Source organism: Mesorhizobium sp. M0340 (genome assembly GCF_040321535.1).
Classification (GTDB): Bacteria; Pseudomonadota; Alphaproteobacteria; order Rhizobiales; family Rhizobiaceae; genus Mesorhizobium.
Window position 1 is genome coordinate 50102 of sequence record NZ_JAMYRR010000029.1, and the last position, 17705, is coordinate 67806.

The following is a 17705-nucleotide window of genomic DNA, read 5'->3' on the forward strand; positions in this document are numbered from 1 at the left end:
TTCAGTCGACACATCAGCGTAGGTGGACTGTCCTTCTCGCAGGTCGAAACCGCCGATAACGCGACACCTCGCCTGAAGCTCTTTTCTCATCGAAGACAATCGCCTTCAATCTTGGCTCATCGTTGAGGAGTTCGAGATGGCCCGATCGCATGAGCAACCCCTGAACCGTACAATCCGAAGGCAGCAACTGCGCGAGATCGTGCCGCTTGCAGACAGTACGATCTACGAAATGGAACAGCGGGGCGAATTCCCGCGACGCTTCGCCTTGACTCCAAGATGCGTGGTTTGGGATCTGGGCGAGGTTCAAGCATGGCTCGCGGCACGCCGCTCAAAGCCAATTCTCCGCGCCCCCAAACCGGACCTGAAGCAGCGCAGAGCGCGGTCGATTAGAGAGCCGGATCAGGCTGCAGGAGCGGCATCATCGGCGGGATGAGCGTCGGGACGAACTTCCTGCCAACCACCCAGGCGTCGATGATGTCCGACCATTCCTGCATCATGTGGCGGCGCTGCATCTCGTATTCGGCCTTGTTGTAGACACCGCGCGACGAGCGCCCGTCCTCGTGGGCCAGGCATTTTTCGATCCAGTCGCTGTTGAAGCCAAGTTCATTCAACAGGGTCGAGCCCGTTCGCCGCAGGTCATGAACCGTAAACGGCTCCAGAGGCAGCCCCTCGGCCTTCGCCCGCTCGACGACCGCGTAGGTGACGCGGTTAAACGTGGCGCGCGACATCGGAGCATCCGCATCGTACCGCGATGGAAGGAGGTATCTGGAATTTCCCGCACAGGTCTTCAGAGCAATCATGATGTCGAGCGCTTGGCGTGACAGGTAAACGTTGTGCGCCTTCGAACGCTTCATGCGTTCCTTTGGAATGGTCCATACCGCATTTTCGAAATCGACCTCGTCCCACACCGCGTCCTGCAGCTCGCTCTTGCGCACCATCGTAAGCAGATAAAGCCGCATTCCCAAACGGATCGTGGGAAGTGTGGGAATGTGCTCAAGCTGCTTCAGCATCACCCGGATTTCTGAGGGCGAGAGCGAACGATCCTTTGGCACGAACGTAGCGATTGACGCTGGTCCGACTTCGTCAGCCGGATTGGTGACCTTCTCCCCATGCAGGATCGCGAAGCCGTAAATCTGCTTCACGATATCTCGTACATGAATAGCTGTCGCCGGAGCACCGCGTTCAACGATCCCAGCGCATAAGGCCCTTAGGTCGTCCGGCGTGATCTCCGGCAGGAGGCGGTTGCGCCAGACCGGAAGAAGCTCCCGTCCGAAGATGGCGCGTCGCATGGCGCGCGTGCTGTCTGCCATCGGCGCGGCTGTGAGCCATTTCTCACCGAATTCGCCAAAACTCTTTGCCTCTTTCAGGCGGCGCTTGTCGCGCTGCTTCTCGATCGCCGGCGATCGCCCCTCGCCGATAGCGCGCTTCGCGTCCAGGCACTTCTCTCGGGCCAACGCGAGCGAGATCCCGTCCCTGCCATATCTGCCTAAATAGACCGTCTCACGGCGGCCATTTAGCCTGTAATCCAGCCGAAACGAGATCGCGCCACTGGGCATAACGCGGACGTACATGCCGTCACGGTCGGCAATCTTGTAGATCTTTTCTTTTGGTTTCAGCGCCTTAAGGGCGGCATCCGTCAGCATACCCGCCTGCCTCCTGAAAAGTACCGTCAGTACAATTTCGAGGCTGCGTGAAACGAAATTCCTTTTTTCTTGAATGCCTTAAGGCACAAAAAAGTACCGTCACGAGCCTCATTGACTCTGACGGTACTCAGAAAAATCCGGGTGGGCAATATGCGGAAGGCCCGTCAAGCGGTCCGTCAAAGCCAATCTCTGCGTACCGACTGTCGCTGATTGTCCTTGAAAGGATTTATTTTTGTTTTCAGTATGTTACGTCGCAGATCGGCGTATGTTCGGCGGCGTTTGAGTGGGCGTGAATCATTCCCACTCGATTGTACCTGGGGGCTTGCTCGTCACGTCGTAGACGACGCGGTTGATGCCGCGCACTTCATTGATGATGCGCGTAGCGGCGGCACCGAGGAAGGCCATGTCGTAGTGGTAGAAATCCGCTGTCATGCCGTCGACCGAGGTGACAGCGCGCAGCGCGCAGACGAACTCGTAGGTGCGGCCGTCGCCCATCACGCCGACGGTCTGCACCGGCAGCAGCACGGCGAAGGCCTGCCAGATGGCGTCGTAGAGACCGGCCTTGCGGATCTCGTCGAGATAGATGGCGTCGGCCTCGCGCAGGATCTCCAGCTTTTCGCGGGTGATGCCGCCCGGGCAGCGGATGGCGAGACCGGGACCGGGGAACGGATGCCGGCCGATGAAGCTGTCGGGCAGGCCGAGCTCCTTGCCGAGCGCCCTCACCTCGTCCTTGAACAATTCGCGCAGCGGCTCGACCAGCTGCATGTTCATGCGTTCGGGCAAGCCGCCGACATTATGGTGCGACTTGATCGTTACCGACGGGCCGCCGCTGAAAGAGACGCTTTCGATGACGTCGGGATAGAGGGTGCCTTGCGCCAGGAAATCGGCGCCGCCGAGCTTCTCGGCCTCCTCCTCGAACACCTCGATGAACAGCCGCCCGATGGTCTTGCGCTTCTTCTCGGGGTCCGACTCGCCCTCGAGCGCGCCGATGAAACGGTCCGCAGCGTCGACCAGGATCAGCGGCAGATTGTAATGCTGGCGAAACATCTCCACCACGCCTGATGCCTCGTCCTTGCGCATCAGCCCATGGTCGACGAGGATGCAGGTAAGCTGGTCGCCGACCGCCTCGTGGATCAGGAGTGCTGCGACAGAGGAATCGACGCCGCCTGAAAGCGCGCAGATCACCTTGCCCTTGCCGACCTGCTTACGGATCGTCTCGACCGCGTGCTCGCGGTAAGCGCGCATCGTCCAATCGCCCTCAATACCGGCGATGTTGTGGACGAAGTTTTGGAGCAGTCTGGCGCCGTCCGGCGTATGCACCACTTCGGGGTGGAACATGAGGCCGTACATCTTGCGCTCGACATTGCCGAAAATGGCGAAGGGCGAGCCCTCCGATTTTCCGAGCACCTCGAACCCCTTGGGCAGGGAGATGACGCGGTCGCCATGGCTCATCCACACCTGGTGGCGCTGGCCGGGCGCCCACAGGCCCTCGAACAACGGGCTGTCCTTGGCGATCTCGACGAAGGCGCGGCCGAATTCGCGATGATCGGAGCTTTCGGCGACGCCGCCCATCTGCACGCACATCGCCATCTGGCCATAGCAGATGCCGAGCACCGGCACGCCGGCGTCGAAGACGATCTGCGGCGCCCGCGGACTGCCGATGTCGGCGGTCGAGGCCGGGCCGCCGGACAGGATCACCGCCCTCGGATTGATGCGCTTGAACGCCGCCTCGGCCGACTGGAAGGGCACGATCTCGGAAAAGACGCCGGCCTCGCGGATGCGGCGGGCGATCAGCTGGGTAAACTGGCTGCCGAAATCGACAATCAGGACGGTGTCGGGATGATTGGCTGTTTTCATGGCGAGCGTTTAGAGAAAGAAACGAGTCGGCGCAATGGGTTGCGAGGCCTCTCCCTCATTCCGATTCCGCATCTTCACGCGACAGATCAAACTCGATCGCGCCGGAGGCGATCGCCTGTTCCAGCAGTTGCACCGCCGCGGCCAGCTTCTCGTCGATGACGTGCAGATATTCGGTCCAGTCGCCGACATGCCTCAGATCGGCTGCCCCGTCGGAAATGCCTCGCAGGCCGATAAGCGGCACGTCGAACAGTTGGCAGGCGCGCAGGCAGGCGAAGGTCTCCATATCGACCATGTCGGCGGCGATCGCGTCGTAGGCGGCGCCGGTGACGATTGCCGCACCGGTCGACAGCGTCGCTTGCCCGATGCCAGGAACTCTGAACGGCAGCGGCACGCTGACAGGCAGATCGAGGAACGGCGTGGCGCCCTTCTCGAACCCCAGAGGCGAGGCGTCCATGTCGCGGTAGGCGACTGAAACGGCCTGGTAGATTTCCGTCTGCTCCAGCGTCCGGCTGCCCGCCGACCCGAGCGATACGACGAGATCGGGCAGCGCCTTTTCGGTCTTCAGCCGGGACAGTTCGGCGCTAAGTCCGACGCCGGCCTCGACCGGTCCGACGCCGGTCATCAGCGGCGTGAACAGCCGCTGCAGGTGTGGACCGTATTCGGCCTCGGCCGCCATGACGAAGAGAACGGATTTGCCGGACAGGCGAGACACTTTACCGGTCACGACGATCTACTCCTTTCTGGCCCTACCATCGGAGCCGGAAGGTCAGAAGGGCGACGTGCCCTCACCGACCCCCGGCCCTTCGCTATGGCTCCGGGCGTTCGTCGCTCGAAAAGCCCATTTAGGGGCTTTTCGTCCGCTGCGCGAACCGCTCCTCACCCCTCGATGCCGTCGCGGCCGAGCACTGTCATCATCGTTCCGGTCATCGTGGCGATCAGCTTGGCCTCGCCATCGACGGCGAACGCATAGGCTTGTCCGTCGGCGACGATGATGGTGCGGCCAGGCTTGGTTACCGAGCCGCGGAACAGGAAGCGCTCGCCCCGGCCCGGCGCCAGCAGATTGACCTTGAACTCGATGGTCAGCACGCCGGAATTTTCCGGCATCAGCGAGAATGCCGCATAGCCGCAGGCCGAGTCGAGAGCCGTCGAAATGACGCCAGCATGGAGAAAGCCATGCTGCTGCGTCAGAGCCGCCGAATAGGGCATTTCGATCTCGATGATGCCGGGCGTCACCAGCGTCAGCTCGGCGCCAATCGTCATCATCGCGTTCTGGCGCGCAAAGGACGTCCTGACGCGGTCCTCATAATCGGGGGCAGGAACGATCTTTGCTGCCATGGCCGTCGCCCTTCGTTTCTCGACAAATCTTTTGCACAGTCATTTATCGCAGAGGGGTGGGCGGCAGGCAATCGCAAATGCTGCACTGCAGCATTCAGCCCGGTTCTGTGTCCATGGCAATGGTTCAACCGGCGCGGCGCAGCGCACAGAAATAGAAACCGTCGGTGCCGCTCAGCAACGGTGACAGCGAAATGCCGCCCGCAGCGCCTATCCGCATGGCCGCTTCGTGGCTCGCAAAACGGCTGTCCCAAAGCCGGCGGTGATCGACCGGGACAAAACCGGGATGGCGGTCCCGGAACGCCGAAACCTGGTCGCCATTTTCCTCGTCGAACACCGAACAGGTGATGTAGACCAGCAGGCCGCCGGGTTTGACGAAGTCGCTGGCGGCATCGAGTATCGTCTCCTGCTCGCCCTTGCGGGCGTCGAGTTGCCTCTGTGTCAGCCGCCATTTGGCATCCGGCCGGCGCCGCCACGTGCCGCTGCCGGTGCAGGGCGCATCGATCAGGACGATGTCCATATGCCTGCCGAGCGGCGCGAGTTCGGCCGGCCTGGTGACGATCTGCACATTGCGGTTTTCCGAGCGGCGGATGCGGTCGAAGATCGGCGCCAGCCTGGCCTTCTCGGCGTCGTGGGCGAAGATCTGGCCGCGATTGTCCATCGCCGCGGACAGCGCCAGCGTCTTGCCGCCGGCGCCGGCGCAAAAATCGAGCACCTGCATTCCAGGTTCGGCGCCGGCCAGTTCGGCCGCAATCTGCGAACCCTCGTCCTGAACCTCGAACCAGCCTTTCTGGAAGGCCGGCTCGGCTTGCACGTTCGGATGCCTGCCGTCGCCTTCGATCGGCGGGATGCGGATGCCGTGCGGCGCGATCCGCGCAGGCTTGGCGCCGGTCTCCGCCAACTCGGCCAGCACCTTGCCGCGATCGGCCTTGAGCGTATTAACCCTGAGGTCGAGCGGCGGGCGTGTCGCCAGCGCGGCACCCTCTTCCACCCAGGCCGTGCTGAACGCCCGTTCGAACAGCGGCATGCACCAGTCGGGGATGTCTGCCCTGACAGCCGGCGGCGCATCGGCGAGCCGGCGACCGCCGAGCGTTGCCAGTTCGTCGGCGGTAAGCAGTGGCGGCGCGAACTTGTCGCCCTCGAGCGCCTCGTTCAGCGACTGCGCCGTCTGGCCCCATTCGAGCAGCAGCGCGCCGAAGCCGATGGCGCGCGGCGTGTCCTCGCCGAGCAGCCAGCCGGCCGAGCGCTTGCGACGCAGCGCGTCGTAGACGATGTTGCCGATCGCGGCGCGGTCGCCGCCACCTGCGAAGCGGTGCGACAGGCCCCAGTCCTTCAGCGCATCGGCAACCGGACGGTGGCGCCGGCCAATGTCGTCAAGCACTTCAATGGCTGCCGCCAGCCGCCCGCCCAGTCTCATTGTCGTCTTCCATTACTCAGCAAAACAAATCCGGCCCTGCTCTTAGAGCTTTTCGTGTCCTGATTGAAACAGTTCTGTTTCCCCGACGGCGAGACAATCCATGCAAGGGGTGACGAGTGTGGGTTGGTGCATCGCGAGCCGCCGCCACCAAGCGGGCGCCGGCATGCGTAACCAAACAATTCGTCAATACATTACAAGTCTCTAATGTGCATGTCTGGCGCTCACAAGCATAGCGGCTTGCGAAACTGCTCTGCTTTCCAAGTTTTCCGGTTGCGAATACTCTTTGCGCGGTGATTCGCGTCGCAGAAAAGGCGGAGCCGCGGGTCGATACGAGGAGAGGGCAATGAAGACTTATCTGGCGGAAGTTCTAGGCACGTTTCTATTGGTGTTCATCGGCACGGCTTCGGTGGTGACGGGCGGCTTCGGCGGCGCGCTGCCGCTTGGCCAGGAAGGTATCGGTCTGGCGTTCGGCATCGGCCTGATCGCGGCGGCCTATGCGATCGGCCCGATTTCGGGCGCGCACCTCAATCCGGCGGTGACGCTCGGTGTATTCCTCGCCGGGCGGATGCCGGCCAGGGATGTCATTCCCTATTGGATCGCGCAGGTCATCGGCGCCATCATCGCGTCGCTGGCACTGTGGATCATCGTCTCCGGACAGGTGGGCGGCCACACCGGCGGCTTCGGCGCCAATGGCTGGGATGTGACGAAATGGGGCGTCAGCTCGGCCTTGCTGTGGGAGCTGATCGGCACTTTCACCTTCGTCACGGTGATCCTCGGCGTCACCAACGCCAAGCACACCACGGCCTTCGCCGGCCTCGTAATCGGCCTAACGCTGGCCGGCCTGCACTTCGCCATCATCCCGGTGACCGGCACATCGCTCAACCCGGCCCGTTCGATCGGACCGGCGCTGTTTTCGGGAACTGCGGCGATCGGCCAGCTCTGGCTGTTCATCGTCGCGCCGCTGATCGGCGGCGCCATTGCCGGCGTGGTTGCCAAGGCCGGTATCTTCGAGAAGGACTGACTTTTCGGAAGCCCAACGAAAAAAGGCGCGGGTCGAGGCCCGCGCCTTTTTTGTTGCGTCGAGAAATTCGTATGCCCGGATCAGGCCGCGAGGTCAAAACGGTCGGCGTTCATCACCTTGGTCCACGCCGCGACGAAATCCCTGACGAACTTCTGCCCGGCGTCCGCCGACCCGTAGACCTCGGCCAGCGCCCGCAGCTGCGCATGCGAGCCGAAGATCAGGTCCGCGCGGGTGCCGGTCCACTTGACCGCCCTGGTCTTGCGGTCGCGCGCTTCGTAGACTTCATCGGAGCCGGCCGCCGGATCCCAGACAGTGTTCATGGAGAGCAGGTTGACGAAGAAATCGTTGGTCAACGTGCCCGGCCTGTCGGTGAACACCCCGTGCTTCGACTGACCGGTGTTGGCGCCGAGCACCCGCAACCCGCCAACGAGCACCGTCATCTCCGGCGCCGTCAAGGTCAGCAGCTGCGCCCGATCGACCAGCATCGCTTCGACCGACATCGGCGGCTTGCCCCTGACATAATTGCGGAAGCCATCGACTTTCGGCTCGAGCGCGGCGAAGGACTGGACATCCGTCTGTTCCTGCGAGGCGTCCATGCGGCCTGGCGTGAACGGCACCCCCACGTCATGGCCGCCGTCTTTCGCCGCCTTCTCGACCGCGGCTACGCCGCCGAGAACGATGAGGTCGGCAAGCGAAATCTTCTTGCCGCCGAACTGCGCTGCGTTGAACTCGCTCTGGATGCCTTCGAGCTTTTCGAGCACCTTGGCCAGTTGCGCCGGCTGGTTGACCTCCCAATCCTTCTGCGGCGCCAGGCGGATGCGGGCGCCGTTGGCGCCGCCACGCTTGTCGGAGCCGCGGAAAGTCGAGGCCGAGGCCCAGGCGGTCGAGACCAGTTCTGAGACGGACAGGCCGGAGGCCAGGATCTTCGCCTTCAGCGAGGCGATATCCTGCTCGGTGACCAGTTCGTGGTCGACTGGCGGTATCGGATCCTGCCAGATCAGCTCTTCCTTCGGCACGAGCGGGCCGAGATAGCGGACGGCCGGACCCATGTCGCGATGGGTCAGCTTGAACCAGGCGCGGGCGAAGGCATCGGCGAACTGATCAGGATTCTGATGGAAGCGCCGCGAGATCTTCTCATAGGCCGGGTCGACGCGCAAAGCGAGGTCGGTGGTCAGCATCGCCGGGGCGCGACGCTTCGACGGATCGTGCGCGTCCGGCACGGTGCCTGCACCGGCGCCGCCCTTCGGGGTCCACTGATGGGCGCCGGCCGGGCTCTTGGTCAGCTCCCATTCGTAGTTGAACAGATTGTCGAAGAAGTTGTTGCTCCATTTGGTCGGCGTCGTGGTCCAGGTCACCTCGAGGCCCGAGGTGATGGCGTCGCCGGCAATGCCGGTGGCGTGCTTGCTCGACCAGCCGAGGCCCTGCGCCTCGATGCCGGCGCCTTCCGGCTCCGGGCCGACCAGCGATGCATCACCGGAGCCGTGGGTCTTGCCGAAGGTGTGACCGCCGGCGATGAGCGCCACGGTTTCCTCGTCGTTCATGGCCATGCGAGCGAAGGTTTCGCGGATGTCGCGCGCCGCGGCCAATGGATCGGGCGTGCCGTTCGGCCCTTCCGGGTTGACGTAGATCAGCCCCATCTGCACGGCGCCGAGATGGCCGTGAAGTTCGCGGTCGCCGGAATAGCGCTCGTCGGCGAGCCACTTGGTTTCCGATCCCCAGTCCACGTCCTGCTCGGGCTCCCAGACATCGGCGCGGCCGCCGGCGAAGCCGAACGTCTTGAAGCCCATCGATTCCAGCGCGACGTTGCCGGTGAGGATCAACAGGTCGGCCCAGGAGATCTTCCTGCCGTATTTCTGCTTGACCGGCCACAGCAGCCGGCGCGCCTTGTCGAGATTGGCGTTGTCCGGCCAGCTGTTGAGCGGCGCGAAACGCTGCTGGCCGGCGCCGGCGCCGCCACGGCCGTCGCCGATGCGATAGGTGCCGGCGCTGTGCCAGGCCATGCGGATGAAGAGCGGGCCGTAATGGCCGAAATCGGCCGGCCACCAATCCTGCGAATCGGTCATCACCTGGTGCAGATCCCTGATCACCGCATCGAGATCGAGGCTCTTGAATTCCTTGGCGTAATCGAAGTCCTCGTCCATCGGATCCGAGAGGCTGGACTGCTGGTGGAGGACGCCAAGGTCGAGCTGGTTTGGCCACCAATCACGGTTGCTCCTCCTAGCCGATCCATGTGGGACCGGGCATTTGCCGGCGCTGTTGTCGTCGGTTTTCGCGTCCATCTTTGCCTCCGATTTGTTGATTTTCCGGGATTTTGTTGATTTTGCGGGCAGGGCCAGCGAGCCGCGCCATCCTGGAACGGTTCCAGACTAGCCTGCTCGGCCGATAAAGACAAATTGCCTTTGCTGTTTATTCTGATAGGTTTTTCTTATGATCGGTTTGACCGTCCGGCAGATGCATTATTTCGAGGCGCTGGCGCAGACTCTGCATTTCGGCCGCGCCGCCAAGCTCGCCGGCGTCAGCCAGCCGGCGCTGTCCGCGCAGATCGCCGAGATGGAGCTGCGGCTCAATTGCCGTCTGTTCGAGCGCGGCGGCAAGGCGGTGCGCATGACGGACGAGGCGCAGGGCTTGCTGCCGCGCATCGAGCGCATTCTTGCCGACGTCCGCGACGTCGAGGCGACGGCCCGGCGCGGCCGCCCGGCGCTGGAAGGCCGCTTCCGGCTCGGCATCATCCCGACGGTGGCGCCCTATCTCCTGCCGCATGTGCTGCCGGAGCTGAAGCGGCATTTCCCGGCCTTACAGCTGGAACTGCGCGAGGCGGTGACGGCGTCGCTGGTCGACGACACCAGCTCGGGAAAGCTCGACGCCTTCGTCGCGGCACTGCCCCTCGATTACCCGGGCCTGGTCACCGAAGAACTTTTCTCGGACCGGTTCTTCCTGGCCGTGCCGGCCGGCGACCCCGCCTTCGCCTCACCGCCGGTGCCGCCGGAAAGCCCCGCGCTGGAAAGGCTGATGCTGCTGGAGGAAGGCCATTGCCTGCGCGAACAGGCGCTCGCCGTCTGCGGCAGCGTGCGGCCGGTGGCGATGGCAAGCTACGGCGCGACCAGCCTGACGACGCTCTTACAGATGGTGGCGCACGGGCTCGGCGTCACGCTCATCCCGGAAATGGCGGCGGGGCCGGCCAGCACTATCCCCGACCTGAAGATCGTGCCGTTCCAGGAGCCGATGCCGCAGCGCACGATCTGCCTCGCTTGGCGGCGCAACAAGGTGCGCCACGACGAATGCGTCGAACTGGCCAAGATCATCCGCGGGCTGGATGCGGCGGTGCTGGCGGCGTAGAGCGGCGGATGTTGGGTCCGGTTAGCTCCGAAGCGGACCCGCAGCCCCCTTCGACAGGAACGACTTCAACCTTTTTCCCAGGCTGCGAGCAACGGGCCTTTGCTTCCGTAGACAGGGTCCTTGCGCGGCCGGCCGACCCTGGGGATCGTGACGACCGCCCTGGCATGGTCGGCGGGGGTCGTACACAGGTCATAGGTGCCGGATGGAGGATAGGCGCCGACGACCAGAAAATCGTCGGATGCGGAAAGACGCTGGTGCCCGGTGCCGGCCGGAAGCACCGCGACATCGCCGGCCTTCAGCGACAGCATACGTCCCTTGTTGCCGCCAAACCGGACCTTGGCCGTGCCGCGCGCAACGCCCAGCACCTCGTGTATGCGCGAATGGTAGTGAACATAGTCGTAGATGCCGTTGCGCCAGCTATCGCCCCAGCCATTTGCTTCGAAAAGCGCCTCCATGACGGCCGCCGGATCGAAGTCTTCGGGCAGCTTCACAGCGCCGCGATAGACGACAAGCGGCCAGAACGGATGGTTGGGCACCAGGCCATCATCGCTGAACCGAAACGCGTTTGGTTTGCGCGGCCTCAGGAGGTCGGCAACCTCTCGCCTGTCCGGCCTGGCGATGCCGGTGACCTGCTCGACGGCTTTCTTCGTGGTTTGCAGAATGCTCATGGTGGGCCCTTGGGGTTGGTGGAAGCTTCATGCCGATTAACCGGTTGGATGCCGGTCGGTTCCGCTGGCGGCAGAGATCTGCGAACGGTGCGGCGGTCATGGCGGGCGTCGTGCCGCGACAAGGTCCCGCACGACGAATGTATCAAGCCGGCGAAGATCATCCGCGGGTTGGAGGCGGCGGTGCTGGCGGGTGCGCCGCACCATCCAGCGAAAGGTTTGGTGTTGACCCGAAGTCGACCTTCGCAGCCTGAATGGCTGCTTTGCGCCGCATCACAGCCGTTGGGTAGAGAAGATGGTCATCCCGAAAGCCGAAAGTTCCGTTTGTTCGAATGATGACAACTAAGGAAATAGGAAACAGCCTTTGCGCGCAATTCCGTGCTTTGGCGTTGCCGAGGGTGCTTCACTAGCATTGATCTTTTTGGTGCGGCATCCACGGCGCCGCGGCGTGCAGTAAGTGGAGAATACAATAGCGGTGAGGGCTGCGATCGGTGAGGTTCAGTGATGAATCATGTGCAGAGTACCAGGTCAAAATGTCTCCGCTGTGACTTCACCTTCATTAAACGACGGCCCTTGATTTTACCTCACGAGATAAGCGGCAGGGGGTGTAACGGCGTGTCGTCCCTCATTCCGTTATGCCTCGTTCTGCTGTTGGCATCTCCGGCAAATGGTCAGTTGGCGTCCGAAGCGCCAGCGGCCATAGCTAACGACAGCTCGTCGGTCGTGGTTTCCGAACATACCAAGGTCGACAAAGAACCGGGCAAGCCACAACCGAGCGCGCTCGGATCTAGAAAGCTGGTGCTCAGCGAAACACAGGCACTCAAGGAGGGTGCGCAAACGCGCCTGGGCGAGCATGAAGTGGCCTTACGCCGCGAATTGGCCGCAGCACGAGCGGAGCTACTCGTCATGCAGCGCAGCATACGTGAGCTAAGCGCCCAGGCACACGTGCTGGCAGACACGGTGGCTCAGCAAGCGCAAGCCCTAAAAGAGCAGCAGCGAACAGACGAAGCGCTCGCGCTCGATCTGGAGACGGCGCAGCGCGTTATCGAAAGCTACAGGGCTGAAGCCAGTCTCTGGAACAGCGAGAAGGCTGCCGCGCTTGGCGTGCACCCCTCTATGGAAGCCTCCCAGCTTGCTGCGAAGCGAGCGCTTGATGACGAGCGGCACAAGGTTGAGCTCTTGGAACAAGAACTTGCCACGGCTCGCCAAACTATCGATGCTCTGACGACAGGCGCAAATCTGGCAGCCGTCGAGCAGGCCAACGCCATAAGGGACCGACAGGTGGCCGAGGCCGCTCTAAAGCAGGTTCGAGAAACGCTCGAACTGGGACGCGAACGAGCAGATTCAGCTGTACGTGACCTCGATATTGTTCGCCAGGAACGCGATGCTTTAAAGCAGAATTCGGTAGCATTGAGTGCGGCGCTCGACCAAGAGCGTGAAAGGGCTATCGGCCTAGCCCGCAGCCTCAGTGCGGCGCGTGAGGCAATTGATACCGTCAAGGGTAAGCGTCGGACTGCGGCTGTGGAGCGCGCGCCGAAAACACGTACCCCCGCGAGTGCACTTGCAAGCAGGTTATCGCGTTCGGGCGCCAAACCAGCCCGTAAACCGGGCTTGCCGGAAAAACAGAGAGTGAAGGTCCAAAAGTCGCCGCAAACTGCTCTGCTGGCAACCATACCTCTTCCCGCAGCATTGCTTCCAACACGGCCATCAAAAAGCTCGAGCCGCGCGAGTGAAGACTAGTGAGCGAAAGGCCGCAGGGGAGACGACTATGAACAAGTATGTCGCAGCCGCATTGGCGATCGGAACTACAATTGGGCCTGCCTCGGCACTTGAAGCAGGCGTGGGCGGTAGGGCCGGCGGTGTCGGGGTCGGTGCTGGAGTGAGCGCCGGTTCGCAAGGCGTATCTGTCGGGGCGGGCACGAGCGTCGACGGCGTAGGCGGAGCAAATGTTGGAGCTTCGGTCGGTGCAGATGACGGATCGGTCGACGCAGGCGTTGGTGCCAGCGGCAACGTTGGTGACACAAGCACAAGTGCCAATGTGGGCGACGATCCGTCCGCCGAAAACGAGGCGGCTACCGCACCCGACAGTTCGACAGCAGCGACGGCCCCTGCCTCTGCCAAGACCGCCAGGCAATCCATCGTGCTGCCACTCGTCCTCAGGCCTTCCAAAGCCGGTGAGGGTGACTTCACCAAGGGGTATCCGTTTGGATCTCTGGGGCCACTGACACCGAAACCCGGTACGCCGATTGCGGTCGTGCGAGCCTGCCGCGCGGCGATCATGGCCGCTGCAACGCCGCTGGGCGCCGTCCGTGTCCACGCGGCAAGCGCAGGCGCCTTGCGTCAACTTCGGGGTGCACTCACGGCGCCGATCGAGGTGCGAATAGACTACGCAAGAAAAGGCGGCATCGAAGTCCGGCAGGCGCAAGTCAGTTGCCGCCTCGATGCGTCGGGCAGGGTCACTGCGATAACATAGCACCAAGCCTGATTGACAGCGCTGCATGCCGACAGCGGTACGATACGCTTCGCCATCTACAAGGCGGCGTTCTAGCCCATCTGCGCCTCCCACCCTTCACGGCACAAATATCAAAAACACCCAGGTAAAAAACACCACCAAATGCACCAGCCCGGTCAGGAACGTCGTTCTCTCGGTGCTAAAGCTTACATTGCAGATGAAAAGCGCCAGGACCAAAAGCACCGTGTCGGTCGCCGGCAGCCCCAGGGTCAGCCCTCTTCCGGTGAGCAGGCTGGCGGCGGCTATGCCCGGTATTGTCAGGCCGATTGTCGCGCAGGCCGAACCCATGGCGACGTTCAGGCCGCGCTGCAGCTCGTTGTTGAGTGCGGCACGGACCGCCGAAATCGCCTCCGGCATCAACACCAGCCCGGCGATCATCGCGCCGACAATGGCGTCGGCCTGCGGCACCTCATAGGCAATGAGCGCATCTTCGACGCTTGCGGCGACTTGCTCGGCCAGCATGACAATGCCGATCAGCCCGATCAGCAGGAGAATAGCGCCGGCGGCGAGGCTTTCGTGGGCGTCGGTTCGCACTGTGGCGCCGTGCGCTTGTGCGTCGATGAAATCGTCCCGGTGGCGGACAGTCTGCGCGAACAGAAAACCGGCATACAGCAGCACCGAAAGCACGCTGACGAAGCCAAGCTGAGCTGCCGAGAACGTGCCGGGATCGGTGGTTCGCGTGTAGGTCGGCAGAATGAGCGTCATGACGCTCAGCGCGACCAGAACCGCCAGATAGGCGCTTGTGCCTTGGCGCACGATCGCCTGCTTGCGATGGCGCCAGCCGCCAAACGTCAGGCACATGCCGACGACGCCGGTGGAGGTGATCATCACCGTCGAGAACACGGATTCGCGTGCAAGCGTCGGGTTGTTCGCGCCATGCAGCATGATGGAAACGATGATCGACACTTCGATTGCGGTCACGGCGATGGTCAGCACCAACGTGCCGTACGGCTCGCCCACCCGCCGGGCCACCGCCTCGGCGTGGTCGAGCACCACAAAAATGGTGATGAACATGATCGCGCTCGACAGCGCGCCGATAAATATCCTGGTACCCAGCGACCCTTCGTCCACCGACACCCCGCTGGCCCTGACCGCGACAGCCATCGCCAGCGCGGCCAACGGCATGCCGTAGGAAACCGCCGATCTTGCGAAACCGCTCATTGTCACCGTTTTGCCTTCCCGCGAATCCCCTGGAAGGGCGATTTGCAACCACTGTTGCGCACCGCGACCATCCAGAGGAATCGCATATGACAGGTCATGACGAGCTCAATCGCAGCGTACCCCACCCCTTCAAGGGGAAAAGCAATCGCATTTGGAGTCTTGCGAAAATGGACCCCCACCCTAACCCTCCCCACAAGGGGGAGGGAACGCTGCCGCGCGCCCTTGCTTTCCTTTTGGCGACGAAACGCAGGCAATTTTGCAAAGGTCGGCGCCACCGAAAGTCCCCCTCCCCCTTGTGGGGAGGGTCAGGGGTGGGGGTCCTCTTCGCAAGAATCCTCCTGCCCCCGCACACCTCGCCTGTCCCCTGGTCCGAAACATCATGTCACCCGCAGGGAAGCTCGCGCGCTAGCCGGGCGTGTTGGCCTTGACGACTTTCCTGCATTCGGGCGTCAGCTCGCTCATGTGACCGGCCAGGCATTTGACGACGCGGCCACCGCCCGGCAGCACGCCCTTGCACAATCTCTGGTAATCTGCCTGGCAGGCCTCACGCTCGGCCGCCGTCTGCGCCAGCGCCGCGGTGGCTGCCAGCTGCGTTGCCAGGAAAAGCACGAACCCAATCCGCATGGAACACCCCCTAAACTATGTTGCCCAAACAACGCCTCCGTCACGCGTAGACGGAAGCCTTCTCACGCCGTCTTCTGCGTCACCAATCCCAGTTCATCGATCATCGCCTGGCGCATCAGGAATTTCTGCGGCTTGCCGGTCACCGTCATCGGCAATTCGGTGCGGAAGCGGATATAGCGCGGGATCTTGAAATGGGCGATCTGGCCGGCGCAGAAGGCCTTGATGTCTTGCTCTGTGGTGATCTGGCCGGGCTTCAGCACGATCCAGGCGCACAGCTCCTCGCCATATTTCGGGTCGGGTATGCCGAACACCTGCACCTCCTTGACCTTGGGGTGGCGATAGAGGAACTCCTCGACCTCGCGCGGATAGACGTTCTCGCCGCCGCGGATGACCATGTCCTTGACCCGGCCGACGATGTTGCAATAGCCCTCGGCATCGATGGTGGCGAGGTCGCCGGTGTGCATCCAGCCGTCGGCGTCGATGGCCTCGCGGGTCTTCTGCTCGTCGTCCCAATAGCCCTTCATCACCGAATAGCCGCGCGTGCAGAGCTCGCCCGGCGCGCCGACCGCGACGATGGCGCCTTCGGCGTCGATGGCCTTGACCTCGACATGCGGATGGACGCGACCGACGGTCGAGACGCGCTTTTCCAGGGGGTCGTCGACGCTGCTCTGGAACGACACCGGGCTGGTCTCGGTCATGCCGTAGGCAATGGTCACCTCGGCCATATGCATCAGCGACACCACCTTCTTCATCACCTCGATCGGGCATGGCGAGCCGGCCATGATGCCGGTGCGCAGGCTGGTGAGATCGAAGGAGGCGAACTCCGGGTGGTCGAGCAGGCCGACGAACATTGTCGGCACCCCGTAAAGCGCGGTGCAGCGTTCCGTTGCCACCGCCTTCAGCGTGGCGCCGGCATCGAACCCCTCGCTCGGGAAAACCATGGTCGCGCCCTTGGTGACGCAGCCCATCGTGCCCATCGACATGCCGAAGCAGTGGTAGAGCGGCACCGGGATGCACAGCAGGTCGTCGACGGTAAGCCGGATCGCCGCGGTGACGAAATTGCCGTTGTTGACGATGTTGTTGTGGGTCAGCGTTGCGCCCTTCGGCGCGCCGGTCGTGCCTGAGGTGAACTGGATATTGATGGCATCGCCCGGTTTCAGCCCGTCGGAGATGCGGTCGAGCTTGTCATGCTCGTCGCGCCCGGCCATCGCCAGCACGTCGGCGAAATTGAACATGCCCGGCGAACTCTCCTCGTCCATGCGGATGACGATCTTCAACGCCGGCAGCTTGCTGGCGTCGAGCTTGCCGGGGGTGGCCGTGGCGATCTCCGGCGCCAGCGTCTCGATCATGCCGAGATAGTCGGAACTCCTGAACTTGGCGGCGGTGACGAGCGCTCGGCAAGCCACCTTGTTCAAGGCATATTCCAGCTCGACCAGCCGGTAGGCCGGGTTGATGTTGACCAGGATCAGGCCGATGCGGGCGGTGGCGAATTGCGTCACCAGCCATTCCCAGCGGTTCGGCGACCAGATACCGACGCGATCGCCTTTCTCGAGGCCGAGCGCCAGGAAGCCGGCGGCGAGCGCATCGACGGTCTCCGACAGCTCTTCCCAGGTAAAGCGCTTGTCCTGCTCGACGAAGACGGCGGCATCGAGCGTGCCGTATTTGCTGACCGTATCGGCAAATAGCGCCGGGATCGTCAGGTTGAGCAGCGGCACGCTGCGCTCGCCCGAGACATGCGCCGTGCCGTCGACCGGCGCAATGAACGAGCCGCCATCGCGCTTGCCGCGCAGGCTGGTGGCATTCTTCAACTCGTCGAGATTGATCGGCATCGCCGTGTCCTCCGCAGACCAGCCGAGCCTATCAGCCCCGCGGGGTGGTGGAAATCCCGTCGATGGTGGGGCTTGCGCTGGAACTCGCCTGTCAGGGCCAAAAACAAAAAACCCGCCTCGGCGGGCGGGTCTTCTGGGCCAATTGGCACCATAGCGAGATAAGTAGCATAGCTGCCGGCACAAAGCAAGAACAAAATTGCTGTATGTCAGGAAATTGCTTCGGGTCGGCGTAGCTGCTTATCTCCCCCTCGAGGGGGAGATGGCCGGCAGGCCAGCGGGGGTCGCCGCGCGTGGGGCTCCCGCCTGTT

General features: G+C 63.1%; 15 protein-coding genes. 5 read left to right on the forward strand and 10 right to left on the reverse strand.

All coding sequences use genetic code 11. The features are described 5' to 3' along the window. Window positions 1–136 precede the first annotated feature (136 nt). A complete protein-coding gene (locus NKI79_RS28595; RefSeq protein WP_352806363.1) occupies window positions 137–433 on the forward strand; it encodes a helix-turn-helix transcriptional regulator in 297 nt (98 codons plus the stop codon). On the opposite strand, the gene NKI79_RS28600 is transcribed toward NKI79_RS28595, so the two are convergent. The 5 genes from NKI79_RS28600 to NKI79_RS28620 form a co-directional block, all read right to left on the reverse strand. Beyond that, window positions 387–1643: a tyrosine-type recombinase/integrase gene (locus tag NKI79_RS28600; RefSeq protein WP_352806366.1), complete on the reverse strand. Its 1257-nt coding sequence runs from the start codon at window positions 1641–1643 to the stop codon at window positions 387–389. The two genes, NKI79_RS28595 and NKI79_RS28600, sit on opposite strands and share 47 nt — an antisense overlap. A 294-nt stretch (window positions 1644–1937) precedes the next feature. Continuing rightward, the gene (guaA, locus tag NKI79_RS28605; RefSeq protein WP_254819336.1) at window positions 1938–3500 is read right to left on the reverse strand and encodes a glutamine-hydrolyzing GMP synthase; all 1563 of its coding nucleotides are present in this window, start codon (window positions 3498–3500) and stop codon (window positions 1938–1940) included. 55 nt (window positions 3501–3555) lie between these two features. Continuing rightward, window positions 3556–4224: a 5'-methylthioadenosine/S-adenosylhomocysteine nucleosidase gene (locus NKI79_RS28610; protein WP_352806369.1), complete on the reverse strand. Its 669-nt coding sequence runs from the start codon at window positions 4222–4224 to the stop codon at window positions 3556–3558. Window positions 4225–4376: 152 nt separating this feature from the next. Further along, window positions 4377–4835, reverse strand: a complete 459-nt coding sequence (locus NKI79_RS28615; protein WP_023677140.1) for a PaaI family thioesterase — start codon at window positions 4833–4835, stop codon at window positions 4377–4379. A 124-nt stretch (window positions 4836–4959) separates the two neighbouring features. Next, window positions 4960–6249: an RsmB/NOP family class I SAM-dependent RNA methyltransferase gene (locus NKI79_RS28620; RefSeq protein ID WP_352806371.1), complete on the reverse strand. Its 1290-nt coding sequence runs from the start codon at window positions 6247–6249 to the stop codon at window positions 4960–4962. A 343-nt stretch (window positions 6250–6592) separates the two neighbouring features. Between NKI79_RS28620 and NKI79_RS28625 the strand changes: the two genes are divergently transcribed. Then, window positions 6593–7270 (forward strand): MIP/aquaporin family protein, encoded by a 678-nt coding sequence (locus NKI79_RS28625; RefSeq protein ID WP_254819333.1) that lies wholly within the window; start codon window positions 6593–6595, stop codon window positions 7268–7270. A gap of 80 nt (window positions 7271–7350) precedes the next feature. Here the strand turns inward: NKI79_RS28625 and katG are convergent, their stop codons facing one another. After that, window positions 7351–9549: a catalase/peroxidase HPI gene (gene katG, locus NKI79_RS28630; protein WP_352806374.1), complete on the reverse strand. Its 2199-nt coding sequence runs from the start codon at window positions 9547–9549 to the stop codon at window positions 7351–7353. A gap of 148 nt (window positions 9550–9697) precedes the next feature. Here katG and NKI79_RS28635 point away from each other — a divergent pair, with 148 nt between their 5' ends. Then, on the forward strand, window positions 9698–10606 hold the full coding sequence (locus NKI79_RS28635; RefSeq protein WP_352806377.1) for a hydrogen peroxide-inducible genes activator: 909 nt from the start codon (window positions 9698–9700) through the stop codon (window positions 10604–10606). 65 nt (window positions 10607–10671) lie between these two features. Here the strand turns inward: NKI79_RS28635 and NKI79_RS28640 are convergent, their stop codons facing one another. Continuing rightward, the gene (locus NKI79_RS28640; RefSeq protein ID WP_352806379.1) at window positions 10672–11274 is read right to left on the reverse strand and encodes a cupin; all 603 of its coding nucleotides are present in this window, start codon (window positions 11272–11274) and stop codon (window positions 10672–10674) included. Between the two features lie 612 nt (window positions 11275–11886). On the opposite strand from NKI79_RS28640, the gene NKI79_RS28645 reads away from it, so the two are divergent. Both NKI79_RS28645 and NKI79_RS28650 read left to right on the forward strand, forming a co-directional pair. Beyond that, on the forward strand, window positions 11887–13011 hold the full coding sequence (locus NKI79_RS28645) for a coiled-coil domain-containing protein (RefSeq protein WP_352806382.1): 1125 nt from the start codon (window positions 11887–11889) through the stop codon (window positions 13009–13011). Between the two features lie 28 nt (window positions 13012–13039). Next, window positions 13040–13744: a hypothetical protein gene (locus NKI79_RS28650; protein WP_352806383.1), complete on the forward strand. Its 705-nt coding sequence runs from the start codon at window positions 13040–13042 to the stop codon at window positions 13742–13744. Between the two features lie 96 nt (window positions 13745–13840). On the opposite strand, the gene NKI79_RS28655 is transcribed toward NKI79_RS28650, so the two are convergent. The 3 genes from NKI79_RS28655 to NKI79_RS28665 form a co-directional block, all read right to left on the reverse strand. Beyond that, window positions 13841–14944, reverse strand: coding sequence for a calcium:cation antiporter (locus tag NKI79_RS28655; protein ID WP_352804164.1), 1104 nt, complete (start codon window positions 14942–14944; stop codon window positions 13841–13843). Between the two features lie 405 nt (window positions 14945–15349). After that, on the reverse strand, window positions 15350–15568 hold the full coding sequence (locus NKI79_RS28660) for a cysteine rich repeat-containing protein (RefSeq protein WP_352806386.1): 219 nt from the start codon (window positions 15566–15568) through the stop codon (window positions 15350–15352). A 62-nt stretch (window positions 15569–15630) separates the two neighbouring features. Next, window positions 15631–17397: an AMP-binding protein gene (locus tag NKI79_RS28665; protein ID WP_352806389.1), complete on the reverse strand. Its 1767-nt coding sequence runs from the start codon at window positions 17395–17397 to the stop codon at window positions 15631–15633. Between the last annotated feature and the right edge of the window lie 308 nt (window positions 17398–17705).